This is a genomic window from Vagococcus changpingensis, assembly GCF_058211775.1.
Window position 1 is genome coordinate 770,847 of record NZ_JBYVZB010000001.1, and the last position, 23,127, is coordinate 793,973.

Here is a 23,127-nt window from a genome sequence, read left to right on the forward strand (position 1 = left end):
GTGTATGCATTGAAAGGAACCTTAGTATGTTTTTTGGAAGCATTCAAAACAATATAGCGAGTTAAAGTAAGGCTTAGTCCTTAATCAACTTTTGTGGCGCTTTTTTTATTTTTTACTATTATACAACACTATCTATTCACACCACTAACTAATTATAAATTATATCATAATAAACAAAAAAACCCGAAAGTTTAAAAACTACCGGGTTTTTTTATTATAAAGAATTAAATGTTTTTACAACATTTTCTACTGTAAATCCGTATTCTTCAATCACTTTATTGCCAGGTGCACTGGCACCAAATCGATCAATGCCCATCGTTTTTCCAGACAAGCCAACATAACGTTCCCAACCAAATGTTGCACCCATTTCGATTGATACACGCTTGCTCACTGATGAAGGTAACACACTTTCTTTATAAGCTGTATCTTGTGCGTCAAATAAAGTAGTCGATGGCATTGAAACGACTGACACATCCACGCCTTCTTTTTCATACAACGCTTTTTGAGCATCCATTGCCAATTTAACTTCTGATCCAGTCGCGATTAAGATTCCGTCTGGTGTGTCACGTTTTGATGGAGATAATACGTATGCTCCACGTCCCACGCCTTCATAGGCTTTTTCTTTTGTTCCTTCAAGAACAGGTAAGTTTTGTCTTGATAAAGCTAAAACAGTTGGTGTCTCCGTTGACGTTGCGGCCAATTTCCATGCAGCTGATACTTCATTGCCATCAGCTGGACGAATTAAGTTTACATTTGGTATCCCACGTAAGCTTGATAACTGTTCGATTGGCTCATGCGTTGGACCATCTTCACCAACCGCAATCGAATCATGTGTTAACACAAATGTGACAGGGGCTTTTTGAATCGCTGATAAACGTAACGCTGGACGTAGGTAATCAACGAATACAAAGAATGTTCCACCATAGACACGTGTTCCACCATGCAAAGCAATCCCATTCATTGCTGCTGCCATACCAAATTCACGAACCCCAAACCAAATATTACGGCCTTCATATTGTCCTGGTTCAAAATCTTTTTCAGCTGCCACCATGGTATTATTTGATGATGATAAATCGGCAGATCCTCCCCAGAATGATGGGATTTCTTTAGATAAGACTTGAATGGCTTCTTTACTTGTCACACGACTTGCCGCACTTTCACCAAGTTCATATGTTGGTAAAACAGATTCCAAATCAACTGTCACGTCACCTTTGAAGGCTTCTTCAAATTGTTTCGCTAGTTCTGGATAAGCAGCTTTATAATCAGCAAATTGTTTTTGCCACTCTGCTTCTGCTTTTTCACCTTTTTCTACCATATCAGCGTGGAAACGTGTTGCGACTTCTTCTGGTACAGTAAATGCTGGGTAATCCCAACCGTAAGATTTTTTAGCAAACGCCACACCTTCAGCTCCAAGTGGTGCACCATGAACTTTGTTTGTCCCTTCGTTTTCAGCACCAAACCCAATCACTGTTTTGACTTCAATCATGGTTGGTTTTGTAGTTTCTTTTTGTGCGGATTCAATAGCATTCGCAATTTCTTCTAAATCATTGCCATCTTTGACTAAAATGTGTTGCCATCCTGATGATTCAACACGACCTTTAACGTCTTCCGTAAATGACTTATCTAATGGTCCGTCTAATGAAATACCATTTGAATCATATAACACAATTAATTTACCAAGTTTTAAATGACCAGCTAAACTGATTGCTTCTTGAGAAATACCTTCCATTAAATCACCATCACCACATAAAGCATACGTGTAATGGTCAACGATATTAAATTGATCTTTGTTATATGTTGCAGCGAGGTGCGCTTCTGCCATCGCAAATCCAACACTCATCGCAATTCCTTGACCTAATGGACCAGTTGTTGCTTCTACCCCATCTGTATGATGAACTTCAGGATGTCCTGGTGTCAAACTATCCCATTGACGGAATTTTTTTAATTCCTCCATTGGTAAGTTATAACCTGACAAATGAAGTAAACTATAAAGCATTGCAGAACCATGTCCTGCCGATAACACAAAACGATCACGGTCTACCCATTGTCTTGATGTTTTAGGATTGACCTTTAAAAATTTTGTCCAAAGAGTATAAGCCATTGGAGCTGCCCCCATGGGTAATCCTGGATGTCCTGAATTTGCTTGTTGAACCATGTCTAAACTAAGGGTACGAATTGCATTCACACCTAGTTGATCAATTTGATCAAATAACATATAACGCCCTCCTATTTAGGTTTTTTTTACCTTTATTGTATTTTACATCTAATAATATTATTTTACAAGCGTTTTTATAGAAATAACACATGCAATTTTATCGATCATGTAATCCTTTTTCTTTTTGGATTTGTTTTAATTTCTCAGGAGTAACATCTGTCCCCTCTTCATCGACTACTTTCATTCCCTCAATGTGATTTCTCATACCTTTTCTAAAACTATGTAAATATTCTTCCCTCAATAATTGTTGTTCTTTTTTTTCAACGTCAGTTAGTCCCTCAGTTGTTTTTGCTTTCTTTGCTAGCTCATTAATTCTTGCTAATTTTTTTTCACTTAACATAAGTCACGACCTCCTTAAAGTACTACCTAAATAGTAGCTTAAAAAAGATAAAAAAACAATTATATATCGTTCAAACGTACGAACATGCGTTTGATTTTAAGAAAAAATTATGTTACACTCAAAAAAAAGGAAATGAGGTATCATCATGTCAACTAAACGTTCTTCTAGGCAATTAGACGTTTTAAAATATATTCATGAACAAGTTGAAAAAAAAGGGTATCCTCCAACTGTAAGAGAAATTGGAACAGCTGTTAACCTTTCATCAACGTCTACTGTTCATGGTCACTTATCACGTTTGGAAAAAAAAGGATTGATTACTCGTGATCCAACTAAGCCCAGAGCAATCGAATTAACAAATGAAGGGTTAAAAATGATTGGCGTTAACTCTCCTTTTATTCCAATGCTTGGTGTTGTAACTGCAGGTGAGCCAATCTTAGCTGTTGAAGAAGCATCAGATTTTTTCCCATTACCTCCTGACTTAAAATATGAACAAAACAGTTTATTCATGTTAACCATTCGTGGAGATAGTATGATAAATGCTGGGATATTTGATGGTGATCATGTCATTGTAAGAAAACAGTCATCTGCTATTAATGGTGAAATTGTTATTGCTATGACAGATGAAAATGAAGCAACATGTAAAAGGTTTTTTAAAGAAAAAAATCATATTAGATTACAACCGGAAAATGATACATTAGAACCAATTATCTTAAACAGTGTCGCTATTTTAGGTAAAGTGGTTGGACTTTATAGAAATCATATTTAATAAAGCATAACACTATGCTTTATTTTTTTCTTTACAAAGGGAACGGATGTTTGTATAATATATCCAAAGATAAGAACATACGTTCTATCAAATAGTTTAAGGAGTGGTTTTATGTTTGCTATCAGAAGATATGCTCTAATTTTAATTGTCTTAATTATTGGTGTTATTTTAGGTAATATGGGATTAGATGTTGCATTAATTATATTGACCCCACTTGTATTATTATGGTTAATGCTTTGGGATGAAAAAAGTTATCGTCGCTCTCAACAAAAACATAACCATCTATCCTATAAAAAATAAGCATTGCTTTTTATGAATGATTCATCTACCCTTAATTAAAAAGAAAGGATGAGTCATTTGTATAAAGATACTATTGAATTAACAAAGGAATTAACCAATATTCCTTCTCCAACGGGAGATACTAAAAAAATTATTGCATTTATTAGTAACCTATTAAATAAATCTGGTTATAAGCCTTGTATTAATAATAAAGGAAGTTTAATAATCACTGTTCCTGGAACAAATCAAGAGAAACAACGATTTATTACTGCTCATATTGACACGTTAGGTGCTATGGTTCGTGCCGTTAAACCAGATGGTAGGTTAAAATTGGACTTAATTGGTGGGTTTCATTTCAATTCAATTGAAGGTGAATACTGCACAATTCATACTCAAAATAACGGAGACTACACAGGTACGATTTTAATGCATCAAACTAGTGTTCACGTTTATAAAGATGCTGGAACAGCTAAACGCGACCAACAAAATATGGAAGTTAGAATTGATGAAAAAGTATTTTCAAAAGATGAAACAGAACAACTTGGTATTCAAGTAGGAGATTTTATTAGTTTTGATCCAAGAACAATTATTACACCATCAGGATATATAAAATCTCGTCATCTAGATGATAAAGTTAGCGCAGCTATTCTAATAAATTTTTTAATCAATCTAAAAGAAACCAAACAAACCTTGCCATACACAACCCATTTCTTCTTTTCAAATAACGAAGAAATCGGTTATGGTGGAAATTCAAATATTGATTCTCAAGTTGTTGAATATGTTGCAGTTGATATGGGAGCTATGGGAGATGATCAACAAACAGATGAACACACCGTATCTATCTGTGTCAAAGATGCTAGTGGTCCTTATCATGTAGACCTTCGAAATCATTTCGTGTCACTGTGCAAGGAGAAAAAAATTCCTTACCAATTAGATATTTATCCTTATTATGGTAGTGATGCATCTGCTGCAATGAAAGCTGGAGCAGATGTTAAACACGGGCTAATTGGAGCAGGTATAGAGTCAAGTCATGCTTATGAAAGAACCCATAAAGATTCTATTGACGCTACTGAACAATTAGTAAGAGAATATTTATTTAGTTCTTTATCATAACAAAAAAACAAACTCATGGAGTTTGTTTTTTTGTTTAAAACTATATCACTTGACCTTTTCTTCTTTTCGTCGTATGGTTAGTTCATAAGCTTATATTATAGTGTGGTTTAAAACCATGATGAGCAGGCAATATATGGATTGCTTAAGTCCTTAGTCACCATATTTAACTTATTAATTAGTATTTAATTATTAAGATTGCCTCAAAAGGTATAATATAATCTTATTGTTCGTTATTGATAAATTTAACACACTTATCAATATCACCTAGATTAATCGATTAGCTCATCACAACGATTACGTCTACATGAACTAAATAACGAACTAATTAAGATGTTATATTCTAAAGGAGGAAATTATTTATGTCAGTAGTGTTAAAAGTAGAAGAAAGAGCAACTAGACCAAGATCTATCCGCAGAAAACTTAGAGAAGAAGGACGTGTACCTGGAGCTGTAAATGGTAACGGTATACAAAATCTATCAATTTCTGTTGATGCCCGTCAACTTGAAAAAGATATTCGTGAAAATGGATTAAATGCTGTTTATGTATTAGAGTTAGACGGTAAAAAAATTAGTACATTATTACATACTTATGAATTAGATACATTCACTAAATCATGGATTCACGTAGAATTCTTAGCAGTAGATATGTCTCAAGAAACTGAAGTAGAAGCTGAATTATCACTTGTTGGAACTTCTAAAGGAGTTAAATCTGGTGGTATTCTAGAACAAAACTTATATAGTGTTATTGTATCAGCTACTCCAGATAAATTACCAGAACGTGTTGAAGTAAACATTGAAGATTTAGAAATTGGAGATTCTTTAGTAGTTGCTGATATTCCTAAACATGATGAGTTTACAATCATTACAGATGCAGAAGAACAAATTTGTGCTGTAGTTGAAATGGCTGCTCCTGTTGAAGATGAAGCTAACGATATCGTTGCAGAACCTGAGTTAGTTAATGCTAAACCTGAAGAAGCTTAATTAAAAAATATACTAAACAGAACTCTTTTTAAGAGTTCTGTTTTTTTATACTTTAAGAGATTACTAAAATCACTGAAGAAGTTCCACTCTTTATCTCTTTCTATGATAGAATACTTATAAATGACTCTTATTCTAAAAGAAAGTAGGTTAAATGTATGGTTGGTATAGATAAAATAAATTTTTACACCCCAAACACATATATTAAATTAAAAGAACTAGCAAATTATCGTGGGGTAGATCCTGATAAATTTACTATAGGCATTGGACAATCAAAAATGTCTGTTCCTCCTATAAGTCAAGATACAGTCAGCATGGCTGCAAATGCCGCCTATCCTCTACTTACAAAAAATGATTTAAATAACATAGATTTAATCGTTGTTGGAACTGAAACAGGTGTCGATGCATCAAAATCAGTTGCTTCATTTATTCATCAACTACTAGACATCCATCCTTTTGCAAAATCAGTTGATTTAAAACAGGCATGCTATGGTGCGACAGCCGGTTTAATGATGGCTGTTGACTTTGTTAAACTGCATCCAGATAAAAAAGCATTAGTAATTGGATCAGATATTTCACGATATGGACTAAATAGTTCTGGCGAAGTCACACAAGGAGCTGGTGCTATTGCAATGATTATCAGCTCTTCACCTAGTATTTTAGAAATTGAGGAAGTATCCGTTTCTATGACAAAAAGTATTTTTGATTTTTGGCGACCAAATTATTCTAAAACAGCCATTGTCGATGGCAAATTCTCAAATGAAGCGTATATTTCTTTTTTCAGTGAGTTATGGGTAGAATATTCTAAACGGACTAATCTATCACTAGAAGATTTTTCTGCTTTTTGTTTCCATTTACCTTATACCAAAATGGGGAAAAAAGCTTTACTACCAGTTTTGGAGAAAGAGGCACCAAAAAACAAAGACTTATTACTAGAAAACTACCAATATAGTACAAACTACTCTCGTGATATCGGAAATATTTACACTGGTTCATTGTATTTAAGTTTTATGTCCTTGATTGAACATGCGTCATCTTCTCTTACCGCAACTGATCGCATTGGTTTCTTTAGTTACGGTAGCGGTGCTGTAGCAGAAATATTTACCGGAAAATTAGTTGATGGTTTTAAAGATTCTTTATTAGCAGCTGAACATGAAAAACTATTAACCAATAGAATGGATTTATCTATCGAAGACTATACGACGATGTTTACCAAAGAATTAAGCATCGATTCAGATGGTAATCATTTGTTTAATCAAGATAAAACAGACAATGGCATCTTTTTCTTTAAAGGTACTGATAATCATCAACGTCTGTACGGTAAAAACTAAATTTCAAGGAGAGTATTTTAGTGACGAATTTATTTAATAAGTTTTATAAGAAAACACGAGATGAAAGACTCTCTATCTTACTTAGTGAGCATTATCTAGACGACAAAGACTATTGCTTGTTTAAAAACAATTCACCTTTAGATAATGACGTGGCTAATTCTCTGATTGAAAATCAATTAACTCAATTTCCACTTCCTTTAGGTGTTGCACTGAATTTTCTGATTGATGGTGAAGAAAAAATCATTCCAATGGTTGTTGAAGAGCCTTCTGTTATAGCTGCTTGTAGCAATGCTGCTAAATTAGCTAGACCCAATGGTTTTAAAACATCTATCGAAACTTATTTGAAACGCGGGCAAATTATCTTAACAGGCGTAACGAATCCAAATGACGCTAAAAAGCTAATTTTGTCACAGGTTGATAAAATTAAAGAAGTCGCAGATAACGCTCACCCATCAATCGTAAAACGTGGTGGCGGGTTAAAAGAGATTACTTGCGACATTTTTGAATCTGAAAACGGTGATGATACATTTTTAACTGTGTATTTATTAGTAGATGTCCAAAAAGCTATGGGAGCGAATATTATTAATACGATTCTTGAAGGGGTCACCCCACTTATTGTTGATTTAGTCGGTGGTGAAGCACTGATGTCTATTTTGAGTAACTATAACACCGAATCCCTTGTCACTTCGACTTGCTCGATTCCTTTTGATAAACTTGGAAATCAATCAACTAGTGGGAAAAACATTGCTCAAAGAATTGAAAAAGCCACTCAATATGCCAACCTCGATACATATCGTGCTGTCACTCATAATAAAGGCATCATGAATGGTATTGATTCTGTTGTTATTGCAACAGGAAACGATCCGCGAGCTGTCTCGGCTGCTGCTCATGCATATGCTAGCAAGAACGGTACGTATCAAAGTATGACAGAATGGCACGTGCAAGATGAGTACTTAGTTGGGAAACTGACTTTACCGATGTCAATTGGTAGCGTGGGAGGAGCTATTTCGGTTCTTCCTATGGCACAAGCAAATTTAAATATGATGTCTATATCAACGTCTGAAGAACTTGCTAGAATAATTGTTTCAGTAGGTCTTGCTCAAAACCTTGCCGCACTAAAAGCACTGGTTAGTGATGGTATTCAAAAAGGGCATATGAAATTACATGCAAGCTCTTTAGCTATACAAGTTGGCGCCACTGGGGATGAAATAGAACAAGTCACAGAAAAACTAAGACAGTCTCCCCATATGAATACCCAAACAGCCACAGATATTTTAAACCAATTAAGACAAAAATAAAAAGCAACTCCAGTTTCATTTGAAGTTGCTTTTTCAATTATAATAAATGATTATCTTTTAATAACTCTTCAACAAATGTGCCTTGAATTTTTTTCAGTTCATGTTTTTCAACCTTACTCATTAACCAAGGTACTTTTATTTCAGGGAGAGTTTTCTTATCTGTTAAATAATAAGTTGCACGAAGTAATGTTCGAATATCAAATGCTGATGCGAATACTTCAGGTACGCCTCTATCAACGTCCATTAATTCATACACAGCTTCCATCGCTGTTCTAACAGAATACTCTGTTGTAAACACTGTGTCTCGTTTCGTTTCAGCAAAATTTCCAATGAATGCTAGATTTTTAGAACCATTTGGGACAACTAATGGTCTATCACCATTTGCTCTTGGCATAAAGTAAGACGTAATAAATGGCATATAAGTTGGGATAACATTAACAGAATTTTTAGCTAAATCATCAATCTTATCAACGGGTACCCCGATATGATACAACCATTCTTTCGCTATTTCTTCACCAGTACATGAGGTAATTGGTTTCTTCACATAATTTCCATCTTTGTTTGAACACAATGCGTAAAACCAGATAACTAATTCATCTTTAGGTTGTTTTTTAAAGTGCGGTTGACGATTAATAGTGTAACTTTGACGCCAATTTGAATCTTCAGAATAGACAATCCCACCTGTCACAACACGACCTGAATAAGGATCTCTTTTACTGATATTTTCAAGATATGGTGCTATTTTTTTATCTAATGTTGTAATTGTAGCTGATATAACCCAGCTTTCACTTGGTAAGTTTTCACAGAATTTTTCTGGGTGACCAAATTCATCACATTGTTCAGCTAATTTTTTCCATAGATTCCAACTACCACCAAGATCTTCTGTACTTGGAATTGGCGCTGGTGTTGTTTGTGTACCATAAGTTGAACTTTCAGTGATTGAACCATTTGTTACAAACACTAAATCGTCTTCTTTTAACTCGATTGTTTGTTCTTTACCGTCTACTATTAATTCTAATTTTTCAGCTATTTTTTGATTGTTAGAACAATTCACGATGATATTATCAACTTTTGTATTGTATTGAACTGTCACACCTTGCTCAGTTAAATAGTCAACTAATGGCATCACCAGAGATTCATACTGATTGTATTTTGTGAATTTCAATGCACTAAAATCTGCTAATCCATCAATATGATGCACAAAACGCATTAAGTAGCGACGCATTTCCATTGCTGAATGCCAGTTTTCAAAGGCAAACATTGTACACCAATATTTCCAAAAATTAGAGTCAAAAAATTCTTGTGAAAAGACTTCATCAATTCTTTTATCTTGTAAGTCATCTTCTTTAGTTAAACACAATGAGATAATTTCTTTTAATCCCTTTTCAGTCAATGTAAATTTTCCATCCGTATCTGATTGAATACCTTGACTATGAATCAAGCGACATTCGGATGAGTTGGGGTCTTCTTTATTTAACCAATAAAATTCATCTAATACTGAGGCATTTTCTACCTCTAACGATGGAACTGAACGATATAAATCCCATAAACATTCAAAGTGATTTTCCATCTCACGACCACCACGTATAACAAAACCATAGTGATCTTTATCAATGCCATCAAGAGATCCACCTGGAAGTGGTAACTCTTCTAAAATCGTAATTTTATTACCTGGTAATTGAGCATCTCTGATTAAAAAAGCTGCTGCAGATAATGAGGCTAATCCTGAGCCTACTAAATAAACAGCTGAAATTTTATCTGTTCTTTCTGGTTTCTTTGGTCGAGCAAATGCTTCATAATTTCCATTACTTGTATACATTATCATAACCTCCAGTATTTGTTTCTACTCTTACTAAAGACTATTCTAACGCACACAATCTAAAAAAACATTTTATTTAACGCGTTTAAAATGACAAAAGAGACCATTTGTTCCTCAAAAGTTAAAATTCTTATAAGAATAATTTGTACGCATTATAAAAATTGACAAAAAGAACTCCAATTATCACAAATTGATAAATTGTCGTCACTTTTTCTGACGATACTATTTTACTTAAATAGGCTCCTAAAAAGCCACCAATAATACCAGCTGGAATGATATATATAAGTAAACTTAAATCAAATTGAGAAAATCCGGTACTTACTGAAATCGTGATAACCTTTGATAATTGTGAAAAAAGAATCGTAATAATAGAATATACTGTGGCATCTTTAATGGGTACTTGAAACAGCATCATCAATAGAGCCACATTTAAAGGTCCTCCCCCTATTCCTAGAAAACTAGCAATCGCTCCTAAAAATAACCCACATCCTAGAATAGAAATCGTACTGTTTAACTGGTACCCTCTCCAGTGCTTTTTACTATATGCATATGAAAAGAGTAACGTTGCAACAATCAAGACGATTTGAACCAATGAGACGATCTTTTCAGAAGGCATGATACCAACTAATTTGTCCAATCCAAGACTGCCAAATATACCACCTAAGACAGAACCAAAAGATAGCCATAATGCAAATGACCAATTTATTTTAATCCCATTTTGTGCTTGCCTGATTGTTGAGACGATCGACATACTTAAAACAGCTACAGTTGAGTAAAATGAAATACTTAATACGTCATGAAATCCTAATGTATCAAATAATGGTTTGATGATCACTCCTCCACCCATACCTGATACGGCACCTATACTATTTGCAAAAATAATAATGAAAAAATAAACCCAACCAACCATGTTTTCCCTCCTAAAAAAGACTACTTACCTCCTAGTTTATCGGGTGATAAGTAGTCTGTCTATTAATATTAAAATAAATAAGATAGAAGTGGCGAGATGTTTTTATCGTACGCAATATACAGTCGATTCATAGCACGAGAAAAGGCTGTATATAGTATTTTTTGATCTCTAATGTCATGGTAATGCTCACTTGACGCACCCCAGAGTAGCACATTATCAAATTCAAGACCTTTAGCTAAGTTAATACTTGTCACCTGCACATTCAATGACTTGTCAAACCAACGTTCAAGTAATTCTTTTTCGTCCTCTGTTTTAACAATAATGGTTAATGTTTCGCCGTTCAATTCTGTTAAAATATCCGTTACGATTGTGTTGATATCAGATAACTCGTTATACTGAATCAGCACAGGTTCGTCTCCTTGTGGTCTGATTGGCACAATTGTTGCATTTTTTGATAAAGATAATTCATTAAATGCTTTCGTAATAGCCCCTGTCGAACGATAACTCGTCAATAGTTGATAGGTCGTTAATTCTTTACCATCAGAGGTAAACAATGCTTCAATTGCTTTAAATGGTGTGTTTGTATTAAAAATAGCCTGATTCTCATCCCCCACCATAGTAAAATCACTTTTTGGAAACAACAACAGTAAGAATTGTAACTGTGCTGGAGTGTAGTCTTGTACTTCATCCACTAAGACAAATCGCATATTTGGCATAGTAAGTCGTTCTACGTAATAATGTGTAATCGTCAATATTGCAATAGCTTCATCTAACGTAATAGGAGCCATTTGTCTTTGATATGTGACACCCGAAAATCCTTTAAATAATTCATTAAATAAAATCTCCTGATTTAGCCAACGATAACGATTGATTTGCTGTGTTACTTTTTTATATTTCTTTCTTAAAAGTTGTTCAGCATAACGTGTTAAGCTTTTTTCAGAATCATCTTGGATTAAATGCCCAAAGTATTTTTCTTGTTGCTCTTCTGTTAAAGATGTGACTTGGTCATGGATTTTTTTAGTTCTAGATTGTTTGATTAAACGTTGATTCCAACTACTTAACAAGCGTTGTTTTACTCCTTGTACTCGGTCAACATGCGGACTATTGTTTGGTGTTTCATCAAATAATTGTTTGATATGTTCCTTTGAAATAATCGTTTTATCACGTAGTGTAATATCATCAAACAATTTACTACTATCAAACTCTCGATAAACATTATCTTTTATGTAATGAATAAACTGACCATCTCTTAAGTACTCTGTTTCTTTTGACACGCTCTCTTTAGAAATTCGTTTGAAATAATTTTCTTCTGACTCAATATGTCGACGCATATAACTTTGAGCAAATTGTAACAATGTCATGTTGCGTGGATTTTTTTCTCCTAATGATGGCAATACGTCTGACACATATTGAATAAACGCTTTGTTTGGAGACAGTATCAACACATCATCAGAGGTAATGTCATCTTGCATATTATATAGTAAGTACGCGATTCGTTGCATAATAGCTGATGTTTTCCCACTACCTGCCACTCCATTGACTAACATATAAGGCGTACTTGTGTCACGAATAATCACATTTTGTTCTTTTTGAATTGTCGCTGTGATGTCCCGCATTTTTTTGGTATCATCTTTTGCTAAAGCATCGAGCAATACATCATCTTGAATCGACACCATCGTATCGAAATAAGTAATCAGCTTGTCTTTTTCAATGACAAATTGACGTCGTTCTTCAATGGATGTTTCAATGGCATTTCCTCTCACGTTATATAATGAAGGGCCTATTTCATTATTATAGAATAATTCAGCTATTGGAGAGCGCCAATCATAAATCAAGTTATCATTATTAGCATCTGAAAAACCATGCATCCCAATATAAAAAGACTCTGGCTCTTCTTCATCTAAAAAATCGACTTTAATTTTTCCAAAATATGGATTTTCTAATAATCGATTAACTTTATCTAAAGTGACTTCACCATTTCTAATTTTGATATTATACTGATCAATTTCACGATTTTTCATTTCTATTTGCGAAAAACTATCTAACTTATCAGATATGCCATCTACATTTAGTTTAATGTCTTCTGTAATTTTGCTCATCATCGTTTGACCAGATTGCTTTGTTTCATTTAACCACTCACTAAGTGTTTTCTGTGTTTTCTGCAACTGATGATACGTTGATTTCAAATAATCTTCTTCTTGTTGTCGAATTTTTTCAGACAATGATGTTCATTCCTTTCAACATGGAACTGCATTATTAAAGAATAATCATATCATCATTTTTTTTCTAAGACAAGATAAGAACACTCGTTTAGCGAAATAATCTAAAAGACTGCGGTAAATACTTAAAAAGTATCCCCGCGGTTTACCCTATTTTTATTTATACATATGTAATGGATAAGTAGTAAATTCTACTTCGTTTAATTTTTCTGCTGTGATAAATCCTGCTGGTGCTTGTAATAATGATGGAGTGCGATTCACAACAGTCGCACATGTATGAGCCAAGGATACATGAAACATTGGCGTTAAATCTTAACGCATTAAAAGAACAACAAAAAAATTCAGCAACAAATCAATATCACTGAAATATTTTTAAATAATAACATGATTTACCAAAAAAATAGAGAAATTCAATCTTTTGAATACCAATCATTCCCAACTCGTTACCTATATACGTACACAATTGATGTCAATATCTATGATTTATCGAGCATGTAATATGAAAGATATCTGAGACAGTTCAGTCATGTTGAGTCTATCATCAAACAGATTGATTTACTTCAAGATACTCTTTACTCCAATAATTTTTTCGTTTTTTGTTCGGCTGATTTGAACCATTTATCAAATGTTGTGACTTTAAAATCTAGCGAATTTGTAATTGATTACTATCAGTCTTTCGTTAAAGAAAAAAAGATGTTTCATAGCCTTTAAAGACAAAGTGACTACCTCACACAGACGAATTAATGGTGACTATTTATGTGAAGTTATCAGAAAAATGTCACATACTTCAAAACTAGAGAGAAATATGTTTATTAGAATCCAAATACCAGTTAGTCAATAAAAAACCTTTTTGCATTTTAGTTCTTTTTTTAGTACGATAGCGATAATAAGTAACGTAGAAAGGGTCGAGCAACATGGTCAAACATAAAAAAATTATATTACCTAAGTATCAACAAGTGGCAATTGAAATTGCTGAACGAATTGATACGAATTACTATAAAGTTGGTGACAAAATTCATGCCAGATCAACTTTAGCTAATACTTTTAGTGTATCACCCGAAACAGCCAGAAAAGCTGTCAATATTTTAGTTGATGTTGGTATTATGGAAGTCAAACATGGCAGTGGTGTCATTGTAGCATCAAAAGAAAAAGCAACCTCTTTTTTATCACAATATAAAGATGTCCAAAATATTGAAGAAATCAAACAAGACTTACTAATGAATATTCAACAACAAAAAAAGGAATTGGATGACTTAACTGATTTAGCGAATTTACTTGTTTCTCAAACAAAAAAAATCAATCATGCCAATCCACTTCTTCCATCTGAGCTACTTTTAACAAACGAAGCAAAGTATCTCAATCAAACCATCAAAGACTTAAATCTATGGCAAGAAACATCCGCAACAGTTGTCGCTATATTACATGACCAACAGCTTCTCGTATCACCTGGTCCTTACGCAAAAATAACTGCTGGTGACATTTTATATTTCATTGGAGATGAATTTTCAAAACAACGTCTCTCAAATTTTTTTTATCCATCTGAATCCTAGTTATATCAAGCCTTATTATCATTTTATTTTCAGAAAATATGATAATAAGGCTTTTTTATCTTTGACAAAGTGACCATTTCGTTATAATATAGTGTGGTCACTTCGAGTAAAAAAGAAATTATATAAAGGAGTTTTGTAATGACTAAAGTAAAGGTTGAAAATTTGACCAAAATTTTTGGTAAAAAACAACAACAACAGGTTGCTTTACAAATGGTAAAAGAAAAAAAATCCAAAACAGACATTGTCAAAGAAACTGGGGCAACTGTTGGTGTATATGATGTTAATTTCGACGTCAAAGAAGGCGAAATTTTCGTTATCATGGGGCTTTCTGGTAGTGGTAAGTCAACATTAATTCGTCTAATTAATCGAATTATTGAGCCAACTTCTGGTGATATTTATATTGACGGACAAGATATTGCCAAACTTGATAAAGATGAATTAAGAGAAGTAAGACGTCATAAAATGAGTATGGTATTCCAAAATTTCGGCTTATTTCCACATCGTACAATTTTAGAAAATACAGAATATGGTTTAGAAGTTCGTGGTGTTGAAAAAGAAGAACGACAACAACGTGCCGAAAAAGCATTAGAAAATTCTGGTTTACTTACTTTTAAAGATCAATACCCTGATCAATTATCAGGTGGGATGCAACAACGTGTAGGATTAGCACGTGCCTTAGCAAATGATCCAGAAATCTTATTAATGGACGAAGCCTTTTCAGCACTTGATCCATTAATTCGTCGTGAAATGCAAGATGAGTTAATTGAATTGCAAGATAAAGTGAAAAAAACCATTATCTTTATCACCCATGATTTAAATGAAGCTTTGAGAATTGGGGATAGAATTGCTTTAATGAAAGATGGTCAAATTATGCAAATTGGTACTGGTGAAGAAATCCTAACAAATCCAGCCAATGATTACGTCCGTGAATTCGTTGAAGATGTTGACCGTTCAAAAGTCTTAACGGCACAAAATATCATGGTGCCTGCAATAACAACTAATCTTGATATTGACGGACCAAACGTTGCCCTACAACGTATGAGAAGTGAAGAAGTTAGTATGTTAGTTGCTATAAATAAAAAACGTGAATTACTAGGTACTATTACAGCAGATGCTGCTGCAGAAGCTAGAAAAAACAAACAAACACTACATGATGTCTTAGATAAAAATATTATTACAGTGGAAAAAGATATGCTAATTAGTGATATTTTCCCTCTCATCTATGATTCTCCAACACCACTAGCTGTTGTTGACAATGAAGATAACGATCGCTTGTTAGGTGTTGTGATTCGAGGAAGCGTGATTGAAGCACTAGCTGAAACAACTGATGAAAATGAGGTGATGGATAATGAATAGTATACTAATGAATGCTTTACCAGTTGCAGACTGGGTAGAAAATATCACAGATTGGTTTACAAATACCTTTTCAGGATTATTTGCTTTAATTGAAAATCTAGGAAAACAAGTAATGGGAGGCATGACAAATTTATTAACTGCCATTCCACCACTGATTTTTATTATCTTAATAACTGCTCTAGCTTTCTATATTTCAGATAAGAAAAAAGGGCTAACTATTTTCACATTTCTTGGTCTATTGTTTATTTTAAACCAAGGTCTCTGGGCTGATTTAATGAATACAGTGACACTAGTTTTAATTTCAAGTGTTCTCTCTATTATTATTGGTGTGCCACTTGGGATTTTAATGGCTAAAAGTGATAAAGCTCAAGCTATTTTAACTCCTATCTTAGACTTTATGCAGACAATGCCTGGTTTTGTTTACTTAATTCCAGCTGTTGCATTCTTTGGTATTGGGATGGTTCCAGGGGTTTTTGCGTCAGTTATATTCGCATTACCACCAACTGTTCGTTTCACGAATTTAGGTATTCGCCAAGTACCAGAGGAATTAGTCGAAGCGGCCGATTCATTTGGTAGTACAGGAAAGCAAAAATTATTTAAATTAGAATTACCACTAGCAAAAAGTACTATCTTAGCCGGTATTAATCAAACAACAATGCTTGCTCTATCAATGGTGGTTATTGCATCAATGATTGGTGCTCCTGGTTTAGGTCGAGGTGTATTATCAGCCTTACAACGTGCACAAGTTGGTAATGGGTTTGTTAATGGATTAGCTTTAGTTATTTTAGCGATTATCATCGATCGATTCACACAGTATGTCAATAAACCACGTGCTAAAAAAACAAAAGCCACAAATCCTAAGCAGAAAAAAGTAACAATTATTGCAGCTGTTGCAGTTTTAGTTGCTGCCATTGGCTCATCTATGTTCCTATCTTCAAATAAATCAAGTGATAAAAAAATTAACTTGGCTTATGTTGAATGGGATTCAGAAGTTGCCTCAACACATGTATTAGCAGAAGTATTGAAGCGTCAAGGATTTGACGTTGAAACAACGCCACTAGATAATGCTATTATGTGGGAATCTGTTGCAACAGGAAAAGCTGATGCTAGTGTGTCTGCTTGGTTGCCTAGTACTCATAAAGCTCAAGCTGATCAATATAAAGACAAAATTGATATTCTTGGTCCAAATTTAGACGGAGCAAAAGTTGGGTTAGTTGTTCCTAGTTATATGGATGTTTCTTCTATTGAAGATTTATCAAACCAAGCTGATAAAACTATTACAGGAATTGAACCTGGCGCTGGAGTCGTAACAGCTGCTAACAATACAATTAAAACTTATCCAAACTTAAATGATTGGAAAGTTGAGACATCTTCTTCTGGAGCAATGGTTGTTGCTCTTGATCAAGCGATCAAAAATAAAGAACCAATTATTATTACAGGTTGGACTCCTCATTGGATGTTCTCTAAATATGATTTAAAATATTTAGAAGATCCTAAAGAAGCGATGGGGGCTCCTGAACAAATCAACACATTTACTCGTTTAGGGTTGAAAGATGATTCACCAGAAGCTTATAAAATCTTAAAAAACTTCAACTGGACAACCGAAGATATGGGAACAGTCATGTTAGCTATTAATGAAGGAGAAAGTCCTGAAGTAGCTGCAAAAGAATGGGTCGACAACAACCAAGATAAAGTTGAAAGTTGGTTAAAATAAAACCAAAAAAAGAAACTCGTAAATTTACGAGTTTCTTTTTTATTTGTCTTCTTCTAAAATAGATTTTTGAGAAAATCTTGCAGTTAAAAAACTACCTAATAATATCACTATGATACTTCCTATCATGACAGGCTCTGATTCAAACCATTTTTGTGTCTGTGGCAATCTACTTATTGTAGTAAAAAAAGTAATTCCCCAACCAAAGACTAGGTAACTATAATAGGGTTTATTTTTTCTTCTGATAATAACATACGAAACAACTATCATTGCAATAACTATAACAAAAATTGACAGGTATAAAGGAAGCGGAATAGATAAAAACCTATTTCCTATCATAACCGAACCAATGTAGCCCACTGTTAACAATCCGCCAATAACGAAAGCACCTATATATTCTAGAATTTTTGATTGCTTACTGACTTTAAACGTCATTTTTTCTAAATATTTAAACACACTAAATACTAACAACATGCTAAGTACTCCATTTAATAAAATGGTCAAAATATTTATTGAAGGATTTCTTTGTGTGAGTGTACTAAATAAAGAAAATCCTGAGCTAATTCCAAACACCATATAAAATATGGATAATTTTTTTCTTAAAGGAACTTGTGGCATCTCTTTGAACAACTCATCTAAATAACTTTTCGGTTCTTTACCGAAATAATCTTCAGCTGAAATACCTGATTCTTGTGCATCAAGTAAATCATATAAGATATTTAATAATGCCGTTTCAATAATCTCATCATCGCCAAACAATCCTTTAAATCGTGTATATAGTAATATTTTCTCATAATATTTTTTATTCTCTGGTGTTAATTTATCTCTTAACTCATTATTTTTTTCAATCATTTCCTCTATCATTACCTTATCCCCTTTTTAATATGACATTCACAATGTCACTGAGTTTTTCCCATTGATCATTAAACTCTTCCAAACGGTCTATTCCCTCTTCTGTGAGCGAGTAATACTTACGATTTGGGCCATCTGGCGAGGCTCTTAGTTCACCAGAAATCATATGTTGCTTTTCCAATTTTTGTAATAAAGGATACACTGTCCCCGCACTTAAATCGGCGAACCCAAACTGAATTAATTTTTGAACTAATTCATAACCATATGTTGTCTCATCTTTTAAGATAGATAGTACACACCCTTCAAGAATCCCTTTTAATAATTGAGTTTGTTTCATGTTCTCCTCCACTACTATGTCATACCAACTACTGAATACAATATATCACAATACAACTACTATGTAAAACATAATAGCGTGCAAAAAAAAACTGACCCCATAATCGGAATCAGTTTTTTTAGTTATTGACGAATTAAATAATCAAACGCACCTAAAGCAGCTGTTGCACCACTTCCCATAGAGATGATAATTTGTTTGTACGCACTATTTGTACAATCTCCTGCAGCAAAAACGCCTGGAACATTAGTCATACCATGGCTATCAACTAAGATTTCACCACGATCTGTTGTATCAATTGTGTCTGGCAACCATTCTGTATTGGGTACTAACCCAATCAAAATGAACACACCACTGACATTTAATTCATGTTGGTCTTTCGTATTAACATCTTCATAAACTAATTTTTCAACACTATCACTACCCTCAATTGATTTAGTTGCCGCATTCGTTATTACCGTAACATTGGATAATGAATATAACTTATCTTGTAACACTTTATCGGCTTTTAATTCAGGTAAAAATTCTAGTACATAAACATGTTTTCCCATACCAGCTAAATCAATAGCAGCCTCAATACCAGAATTTCCTCCACCAATAACTGCAATGTCTTTTCCAGCAAAAAGCGGTCCATCACAATGAGGGCAATAGGCAATCCCTTTATTTTTAAATTCTTTTTCACCAGGTACGTTGATGTTTCGCCATCTAGCACCAGTTGAGATAACCAATGATTTTGTTTTTATCACTGCGCCACTTTTCAGAGACACTTCGACAAACTCATTTTTGTGAATATCAGTTGCTCGTTGATTTTTCATAATATCAACATTGTATTGGTTCACATGCTCTTCTATCTGATTCATCAGCTGTGGACCTTCTATATAAGGAGTTCCGATGACATTTTCAATGCCTAGCGTATCCATCACTTGTCCACCAAATGTATCAACTACCATTCCAGTACGGATTCCTTTTCTTGCGGCATAAATGGCGGCAGCTCCACCAGCAGGTCCTCCACCAATCACAAGCACATCATATGGATTTTCTTGATCGATATCACTGATATCAACACTACCAAGAATTTTTTCTAAAATAGTACTTAATTCCATACGTCCACTTGAGAATTCTTCACCATTTAGAAAAACGGTAGGCACAGCCATGACTTTTTTTTCATCAACTTCGTCTTGATACATACCGCCTTCAATCATCGTGTGAGAAATGTTTGGATTAACAATACTCATGATATTTAGTGCTTGAACGACATCTGGACAATTATGGCAAGTTAGGCTCACAAACGTTTCAAATGATAATGGTTGATCTATTTTTTTGATGGTTTTAATGACAGATTCTTCTACTTTAGGTGCTCGCCCACTAACTTGTAATAAAGCCAATATAAAAGAAGGAAATTCATGTCCTAAAGGTAGTCCTGCAAACGTCACATCACTTGTTTGACCGGGTTGGTTGACTTCAAAACTTGGTGTTCTGTTCAGACTACTCTCTACAAGAGTTAGACGTGACGATAATTCACAAACACTAGTCAAAAATTCTCGTACTTTATTAGATGGCTCACTCTCATCTAAACTAGCTTTAAACTCAATATCTGATTCAAGTAATTCTAAATACTGTTTTAATTGTGCTTTTGTTTCATTATCTAACATGTTTTTCTCCTTATATTTTTCCAACTAAATCAAAACTTGGTTTTAATGTTTCACCATTTTCTTTCCATTTAGCAGGACAAACTTCCCCTGGATTTTCACGTACATATTGTGCTGCACGAATTTTATCAACTAAAACACTTGCTTCACGTCCAATGCCATCAGCATTGATTTCAATGGTTTGAACCACACCATCAGGATCAATAATAAATGTACCACGTTGTGCGGCCCCTGCTGCTTCATCTAGTACATCAAATTGACGTGAAATAACATGTGAGGGGTCTCCTATCATAATATATTCAATTTTACCAATCGCATCAGATGTATCATGCCATGCTTTGTGCGTAAAGTGTGTGTCTGTTGAACAAGAATAAACCTCTACCCCTAAACTTTTTAACGTTGCGTATTGGTCTTGTAAATCTTCAAGTTCTGTAGGACAAACAAATGTGAAATCAGCTGGATAAAAACACAGAATACTCCATTGTCCTTTAAAATCCTCATTAGAAACAGAAATAAATTCTCCTTTATGGTAAGCTTGTGCTTTAAACTCTTCAACTTCTTTTCCAATTAATGACATAATCATAACCCTCCGTTTAATTTTTGATTCTAGATTAACTAAAATCTTATTTATAATGATTATAATCTAAGGGTATATACAAGTCAAATATAACCTAAAATAACTGACTTTAAATATAAAATAATATATATAACACATAAAACATAATTATAGTTAATCTAATTAGGCTTTACTATCCAAGTGACAATTGCCTTTTTTTTCGTTAAAATGACTATTATAATAGTAATTTTTATAACTATATGATAAAGAGGTGCTAATAAGTGTTTTCTACTGTCACACTCGCATTGGATGGTATCATCACAGATACAACACATATGCACTATGAAAGCTTTTTATACGCTTTTAATTTTTTTAATATTTTTTTGCCAGATAATCTATCTTATGAGGAACAAATTATTTTTAGAAAAAATGATTGGTTACACTCTCTTTTATCTTTAAATACAGACCAAAAAGAGGACATTATTAAAAAGAAAAATGACTATTACTCAACTTATTTAACTAAACTTAATTTTGAAGACCTTTATCCAGGAATTGACAATTTGTTTAGTGAGATGGAACATTTATCGATTAAAATAAATTGTTATTCAGACAATCCTCTTGCAAAAAACGTTTTAAAACAATTGGATCTAAATTATGAAACCAACATTCTTACTTTAGATGATTTAAGCAATCAATCTAGTGATATCATGATAGTCGATCATAAAACTGACTTAAACCATAACCCTTCTCTGCTACTTTTTTTAACACAAGATTACTCTAATAACAAAAGAGTACACTGTATTCAAAATACAGAAGAGATTACAATGGCTTATTTAAAAAAAATTTGGGAGGAACAACGATGAATTATACTATTAAACATGATAAAGCGACGAATATTCATTATGTCACAGTATCCGTAAAAGATCATACTGTAACGTTTGTTGACTTTGGAGCTCGAATTCAAGAATGGATTATTCCTGATAAACAAGGGAAAAAAGAAAATATCCTACTTTCTCCAGATACACCACAAGAAATACTAACTGACACAGCTCAATTTGGAGCACTTGTAGGACCTGTTGCCGGACGAATCAAAAATGGTATATGGAACCATAAACAGTTTGAAAAAAATAATGGAAATCATCATTTACACGGTGGGAGTAATGGTTGGTGGCATCAATTTTGGTTGTTTGATGTTGAAGTAGTAGAAGAGTCAATCACTGTTCATTTTATGTTAAAGGATACCTTAACTGACTATCCTGGACCAATTTATGTCAAAAATTCTTACAAAGTAACAAGTGATTCGATTGAAATGACAACAAGTGTTCATTCAGATAGTCATACTATTGTTAATCCAACAAATCATATTTACTTTAATTTAAACGGTCAAGCAAAAAAAGATATTACAAACCATATGCTACAAATCCACTCAGATAAATACTTAGAAACTGACCATGAAAGTATCCCAACAGGAAAACTACTAGAGGTTGATAACAGTGGTTATGATTTTAGAAAACCACGCTTGTTAAGTCACGCTTTGAAAGAACTCTCACATGGTCTTGATGATGCCTTTTTATTACAAGGTAATCAACCACAAATTATATTAAGTGAACCAAGTAACGGAAGAAACATTAGCATCTCCTCTGATCGTCAAGCAGTTGTTATTTTTTCCACAACAGGTTTTGAAATGAATCAATCTGTTTCTGGCAAAAAAATGTGTTCTGAATTAGGGATTGCCATTGAAACACAGGAGCTTCCAGATATCGTTAATCACCCAAACTTAGGAAACATTGATTTAGAAGAGCAACAAATTAAAACATGGAAAACAACATACGCGTTTTCTGTTATATAAAAA

At 33.6% G+C, this 23,127-nt stretch carries 21 protein-coding genes; 11 read left to right on the forward strand and 10 right to left on the reverse strand.

Annotated elements, in window-relative coordinates; all coding sequences use genetic code 11:
• Positions 1-214: 214 nt before the first annotated feature.
• Positions 215-2,215, reverse strand: a complete 2,001-nt coding sequence (gene tkt, locus AC37UB_RS03780; RefSeq protein WP_117973092.1) for a transketolase — start codon at positions 2,213-2,215, stop codon at positions 215-217.
• Between the two features lie 97 nt (positions 2,216-2,312).
• Positions 2,313-2,555, reverse strand: a complete 243-nt coding sequence (locus tag AC37UB_RS03785; RefSeq protein ID WP_117973093.1) for a DUF896 family protein — start codon at positions 2,553-2,555, stop codon at positions 2,313-2,315.
• 145 nt (positions 2,556-2,700) lie between these two features.
• Here AC37UB_RS03785 and lexA point away from each other — a divergent pair, with 145 nt between their 5' ends.
• The 6 genes from lexA to AC37UB_RS03815 all read left to right on the forward strand — a co-directional run bounded on the left by lexA (position 2,701) and on the right by AC37UB_RS03815 (position 8,319).
• Complete coding sequence (lexA, locus tag AC37UB_RS03790) at positions 2,701-3,321, forward strand: transcriptional repressor LexA (protein ID WP_117973094.1); 621 nt, start codon at positions 2,701-2,703, stop codon at positions 3,319-3,321.
• 111 nt (positions 3,322-3,432) lie between these two features.
• On the forward strand, positions 3,433-3,621 hold the full coding sequence (locus tag AC37UB_RS03795; protein WP_117973095.1) for a hypothetical protein: 189 nt from the start codon (positions 3,433-3,435) through the stop codon (positions 3,619-3,621).
• Between the two features lie 57 nt (positions 3,622-3,678).
• Positions 3,679-4,713, forward strand: coding sequence for a M42 family metallopeptidase (locus AC37UB_RS03800; protein ID WP_117973096.1), 1,035 nt, complete (start codon positions 3,679-3,681; stop codon positions 4,711-4,713).
• A gap of 359 nt (positions 4,714-5,072) precedes the next feature.
• Positions 5,073-5,693, forward strand: coding sequence for a 50S ribosomal protein L25/general stress protein Ctc (locus tag AC37UB_RS03805; protein WP_117973097.1), 621 nt, complete (start codon positions 5,073-5,075; stop codon positions 5,691-5,693).
• A gap of 155 nt (positions 5,694-5,848) precedes the next feature.
• Positions 5,849-7,021 (forward strand): hydroxymethylglutaryl-CoA synthase, encoded by a 1,173-nt coding sequence (locus AC37UB_RS03810; protein ID WP_490685348.1) that lies wholly within the window; start codon positions 5,849-5,851, stop codon positions 7,019-7,021.
• Between the two features lie 20 nt (positions 7,022-7,041).
• Positions 7,042-8,319 carry a hydroxymethylglutaryl-CoA reductase, degradative gene (locus AC37UB_RS03815; RefSeq protein WP_071456506.1) on the forward strand — a complete coding sequence of 426 codons (1,278 nt, stop codon included), beginning with the start codon at positions 7,042-7,044 and terminating at the stop codon, positions 8,317-8,319.
• 37 nt (positions 8,320-8,356) lie between these two features.
• Here the strand turns inward: AC37UB_RS03815 and AC37UB_RS03820 are convergent, their stop codons facing one another.
• The 4 genes from AC37UB_RS03820 to AC37UB_RS03835 form a co-directional block, all read right to left on the reverse strand.
• Positions 8,357-10,138 (reverse strand): oleate hydratase, encoded by a 1,782-nt coding sequence (locus tag AC37UB_RS03820; protein WP_117973100.1) that lies wholly within the window; start codon positions 10,136-10,138, stop codon positions 8,357-8,359.
• Positions 10,139-10,268: 130 nt separating this feature from the next.
• Entirely contained in the window at positions 10,269-11,048 is a 780-nt protein-coding gene (locus AC37UB_RS03825; protein ID WP_241699183.1) for a sulfite exporter TauE/SafE family protein, read from the reverse strand.
• A 68-nt stretch (positions 11,049-11,116) separates the two neighbouring features.
• Positions 11,117-13,270 (reverse strand): HelD family protein, encoded by a 2,154-nt coding sequence (locus tag AC37UB_RS03830; protein ID WP_490685349.1) that lies wholly within the window; start codon positions 13,268-13,270, stop codon positions 11,117-11,119.
• Positions 13,271-13,423: 153 nt separating this feature from the next.
• Positions 13,424-13,567, reverse strand: a complete 144-nt coding sequence (locus AC37UB_RS03835; RefSeq protein ID WP_158559439.1) for a hypothetical protein — start codon at positions 13,565-13,567, stop codon at positions 13,424-13,426.
• 614 nt (positions 13,568-14,181) lie between these two features.
• On the opposite strand from AC37UB_RS03835, the gene AC37UB_RS03840 reads away from it, so the two are divergent.
• The 3 genes from AC37UB_RS03840 (at position 14,182) to AC37UB_RS03850 (ending at position 17,887) form a co-directional block, all read left to right on the forward strand.
• Positions 14,182-14,817, forward strand: coding sequence for a GntR family transcriptional regulator (locus AC37UB_RS03840; protein WP_117973103.1), 636 nt, complete (start codon positions 14,182-14,184; stop codon positions 14,815-14,817).
• 138 nt (positions 14,818-14,955) lie between these two features.
• The gene (locus tag AC37UB_RS03845; protein ID WP_117973104.1) at positions 14,956-16,173 is read left to right on the forward strand and encodes a quaternary amine ABC transporter ATP-binding protein; all 1,218 of its coding nucleotides are present in this window, start codon (positions 14,956-14,958) and stop codon (positions 16,171-16,173) included.
• Entirely contained in the window at positions 16,166-17,887 is a 1,722-nt protein-coding gene (locus tag AC37UB_RS03850) for an ABC transporter permease/substrate binding protein (RefSeq protein WP_117973105.1), read from the forward strand. Before AC37UB_RS03845 ends, AC37UB_RS03850 begins: the two co-directional genes overlap by 8 nt.
• Before the next feature lie 39 nt (positions 17,888-17,926).
• Here the strand turns inward: AC37UB_RS03850 and AC37UB_RS03855 are convergent, their stop codons facing one another.
• From AC37UB_RS03855 to ahpC, 4 genes are all read right to left on the reverse strand, one after another.
• Positions 17,927-18,748 carry a DUF1129 domain-containing protein gene (locus tag AC37UB_RS03855; RefSeq protein ID WP_117973106.1) on the reverse strand — a complete coding sequence of 274 codons (822 nt, stop codon included), beginning with the start codon at positions 18,746-18,748 and terminating at the stop codon, positions 17,927-17,929.
• A gap of 4 nt (positions 18,749-18,752) precedes the next feature.
• Positions 18,753-19,073: a PadR family transcriptional regulator gene (locus AC37UB_RS03860; protein ID WP_071456497.1), complete on the reverse strand. Its 321-nt coding sequence runs from the start codon at positions 19,071-19,073 to the stop codon at positions 18,753-18,755.
• Positions 19,074-19,195: 122 nt separating this feature from the next.
• Entirely contained in the window at positions 19,196-20,722 is a 1,527-nt protein-coding gene (ahpF, locus tag AC37UB_RS03865) for an alkyl hydroperoxide reductase subunit F (RefSeq protein WP_490685350.1), read from the reverse strand.
• Between the two features lie 10 nt (positions 20,723-20,732).
• Positions 20,733-21,296 (reverse strand): alkyl hydroperoxide reductase subunit C, encoded by a 564-nt coding sequence (ahpC, locus tag AC37UB_RS03870; RefSeq protein ID WP_117973108.1) that lies wholly within the window; start codon positions 21,294-21,296, stop codon positions 20,733-20,735.
• Positions 21,297-21,556: 260 nt separating this feature from the next.
• Between ahpC and AC37UB_RS03875 the strand changes: the two genes are divergently transcribed.
• Together AC37UB_RS03875 and AC37UB_RS03880 are read left to right on the forward strand one after the other, a co-directional pair.
• Positions 21,557-22,138 carry an HAD hydrolase-like protein gene (locus AC37UB_RS03875; RefSeq protein ID WP_117973109.1) on the forward strand — a complete coding sequence of 194 codons (582 nt, stop codon included), beginning with the start codon at positions 21,557-21,559 and terminating at the stop codon, positions 22,136-22,138.
• Positions 22,135-23,124, forward strand: coding sequence for an aldose epimerase family protein (locus AC37UB_RS03880; protein ID WP_117973110.1), 990 nt, complete (start codon positions 22,135-22,137; stop codon positions 23,122-23,124). The genes AC37UB_RS03875 and AC37UB_RS03880 overlap by 4 nt, the downstream gene beginning before the upstream one ends.
• The last annotated feature ends 3 nt before the right edge of the window (positions 23,125-23,127 follow it).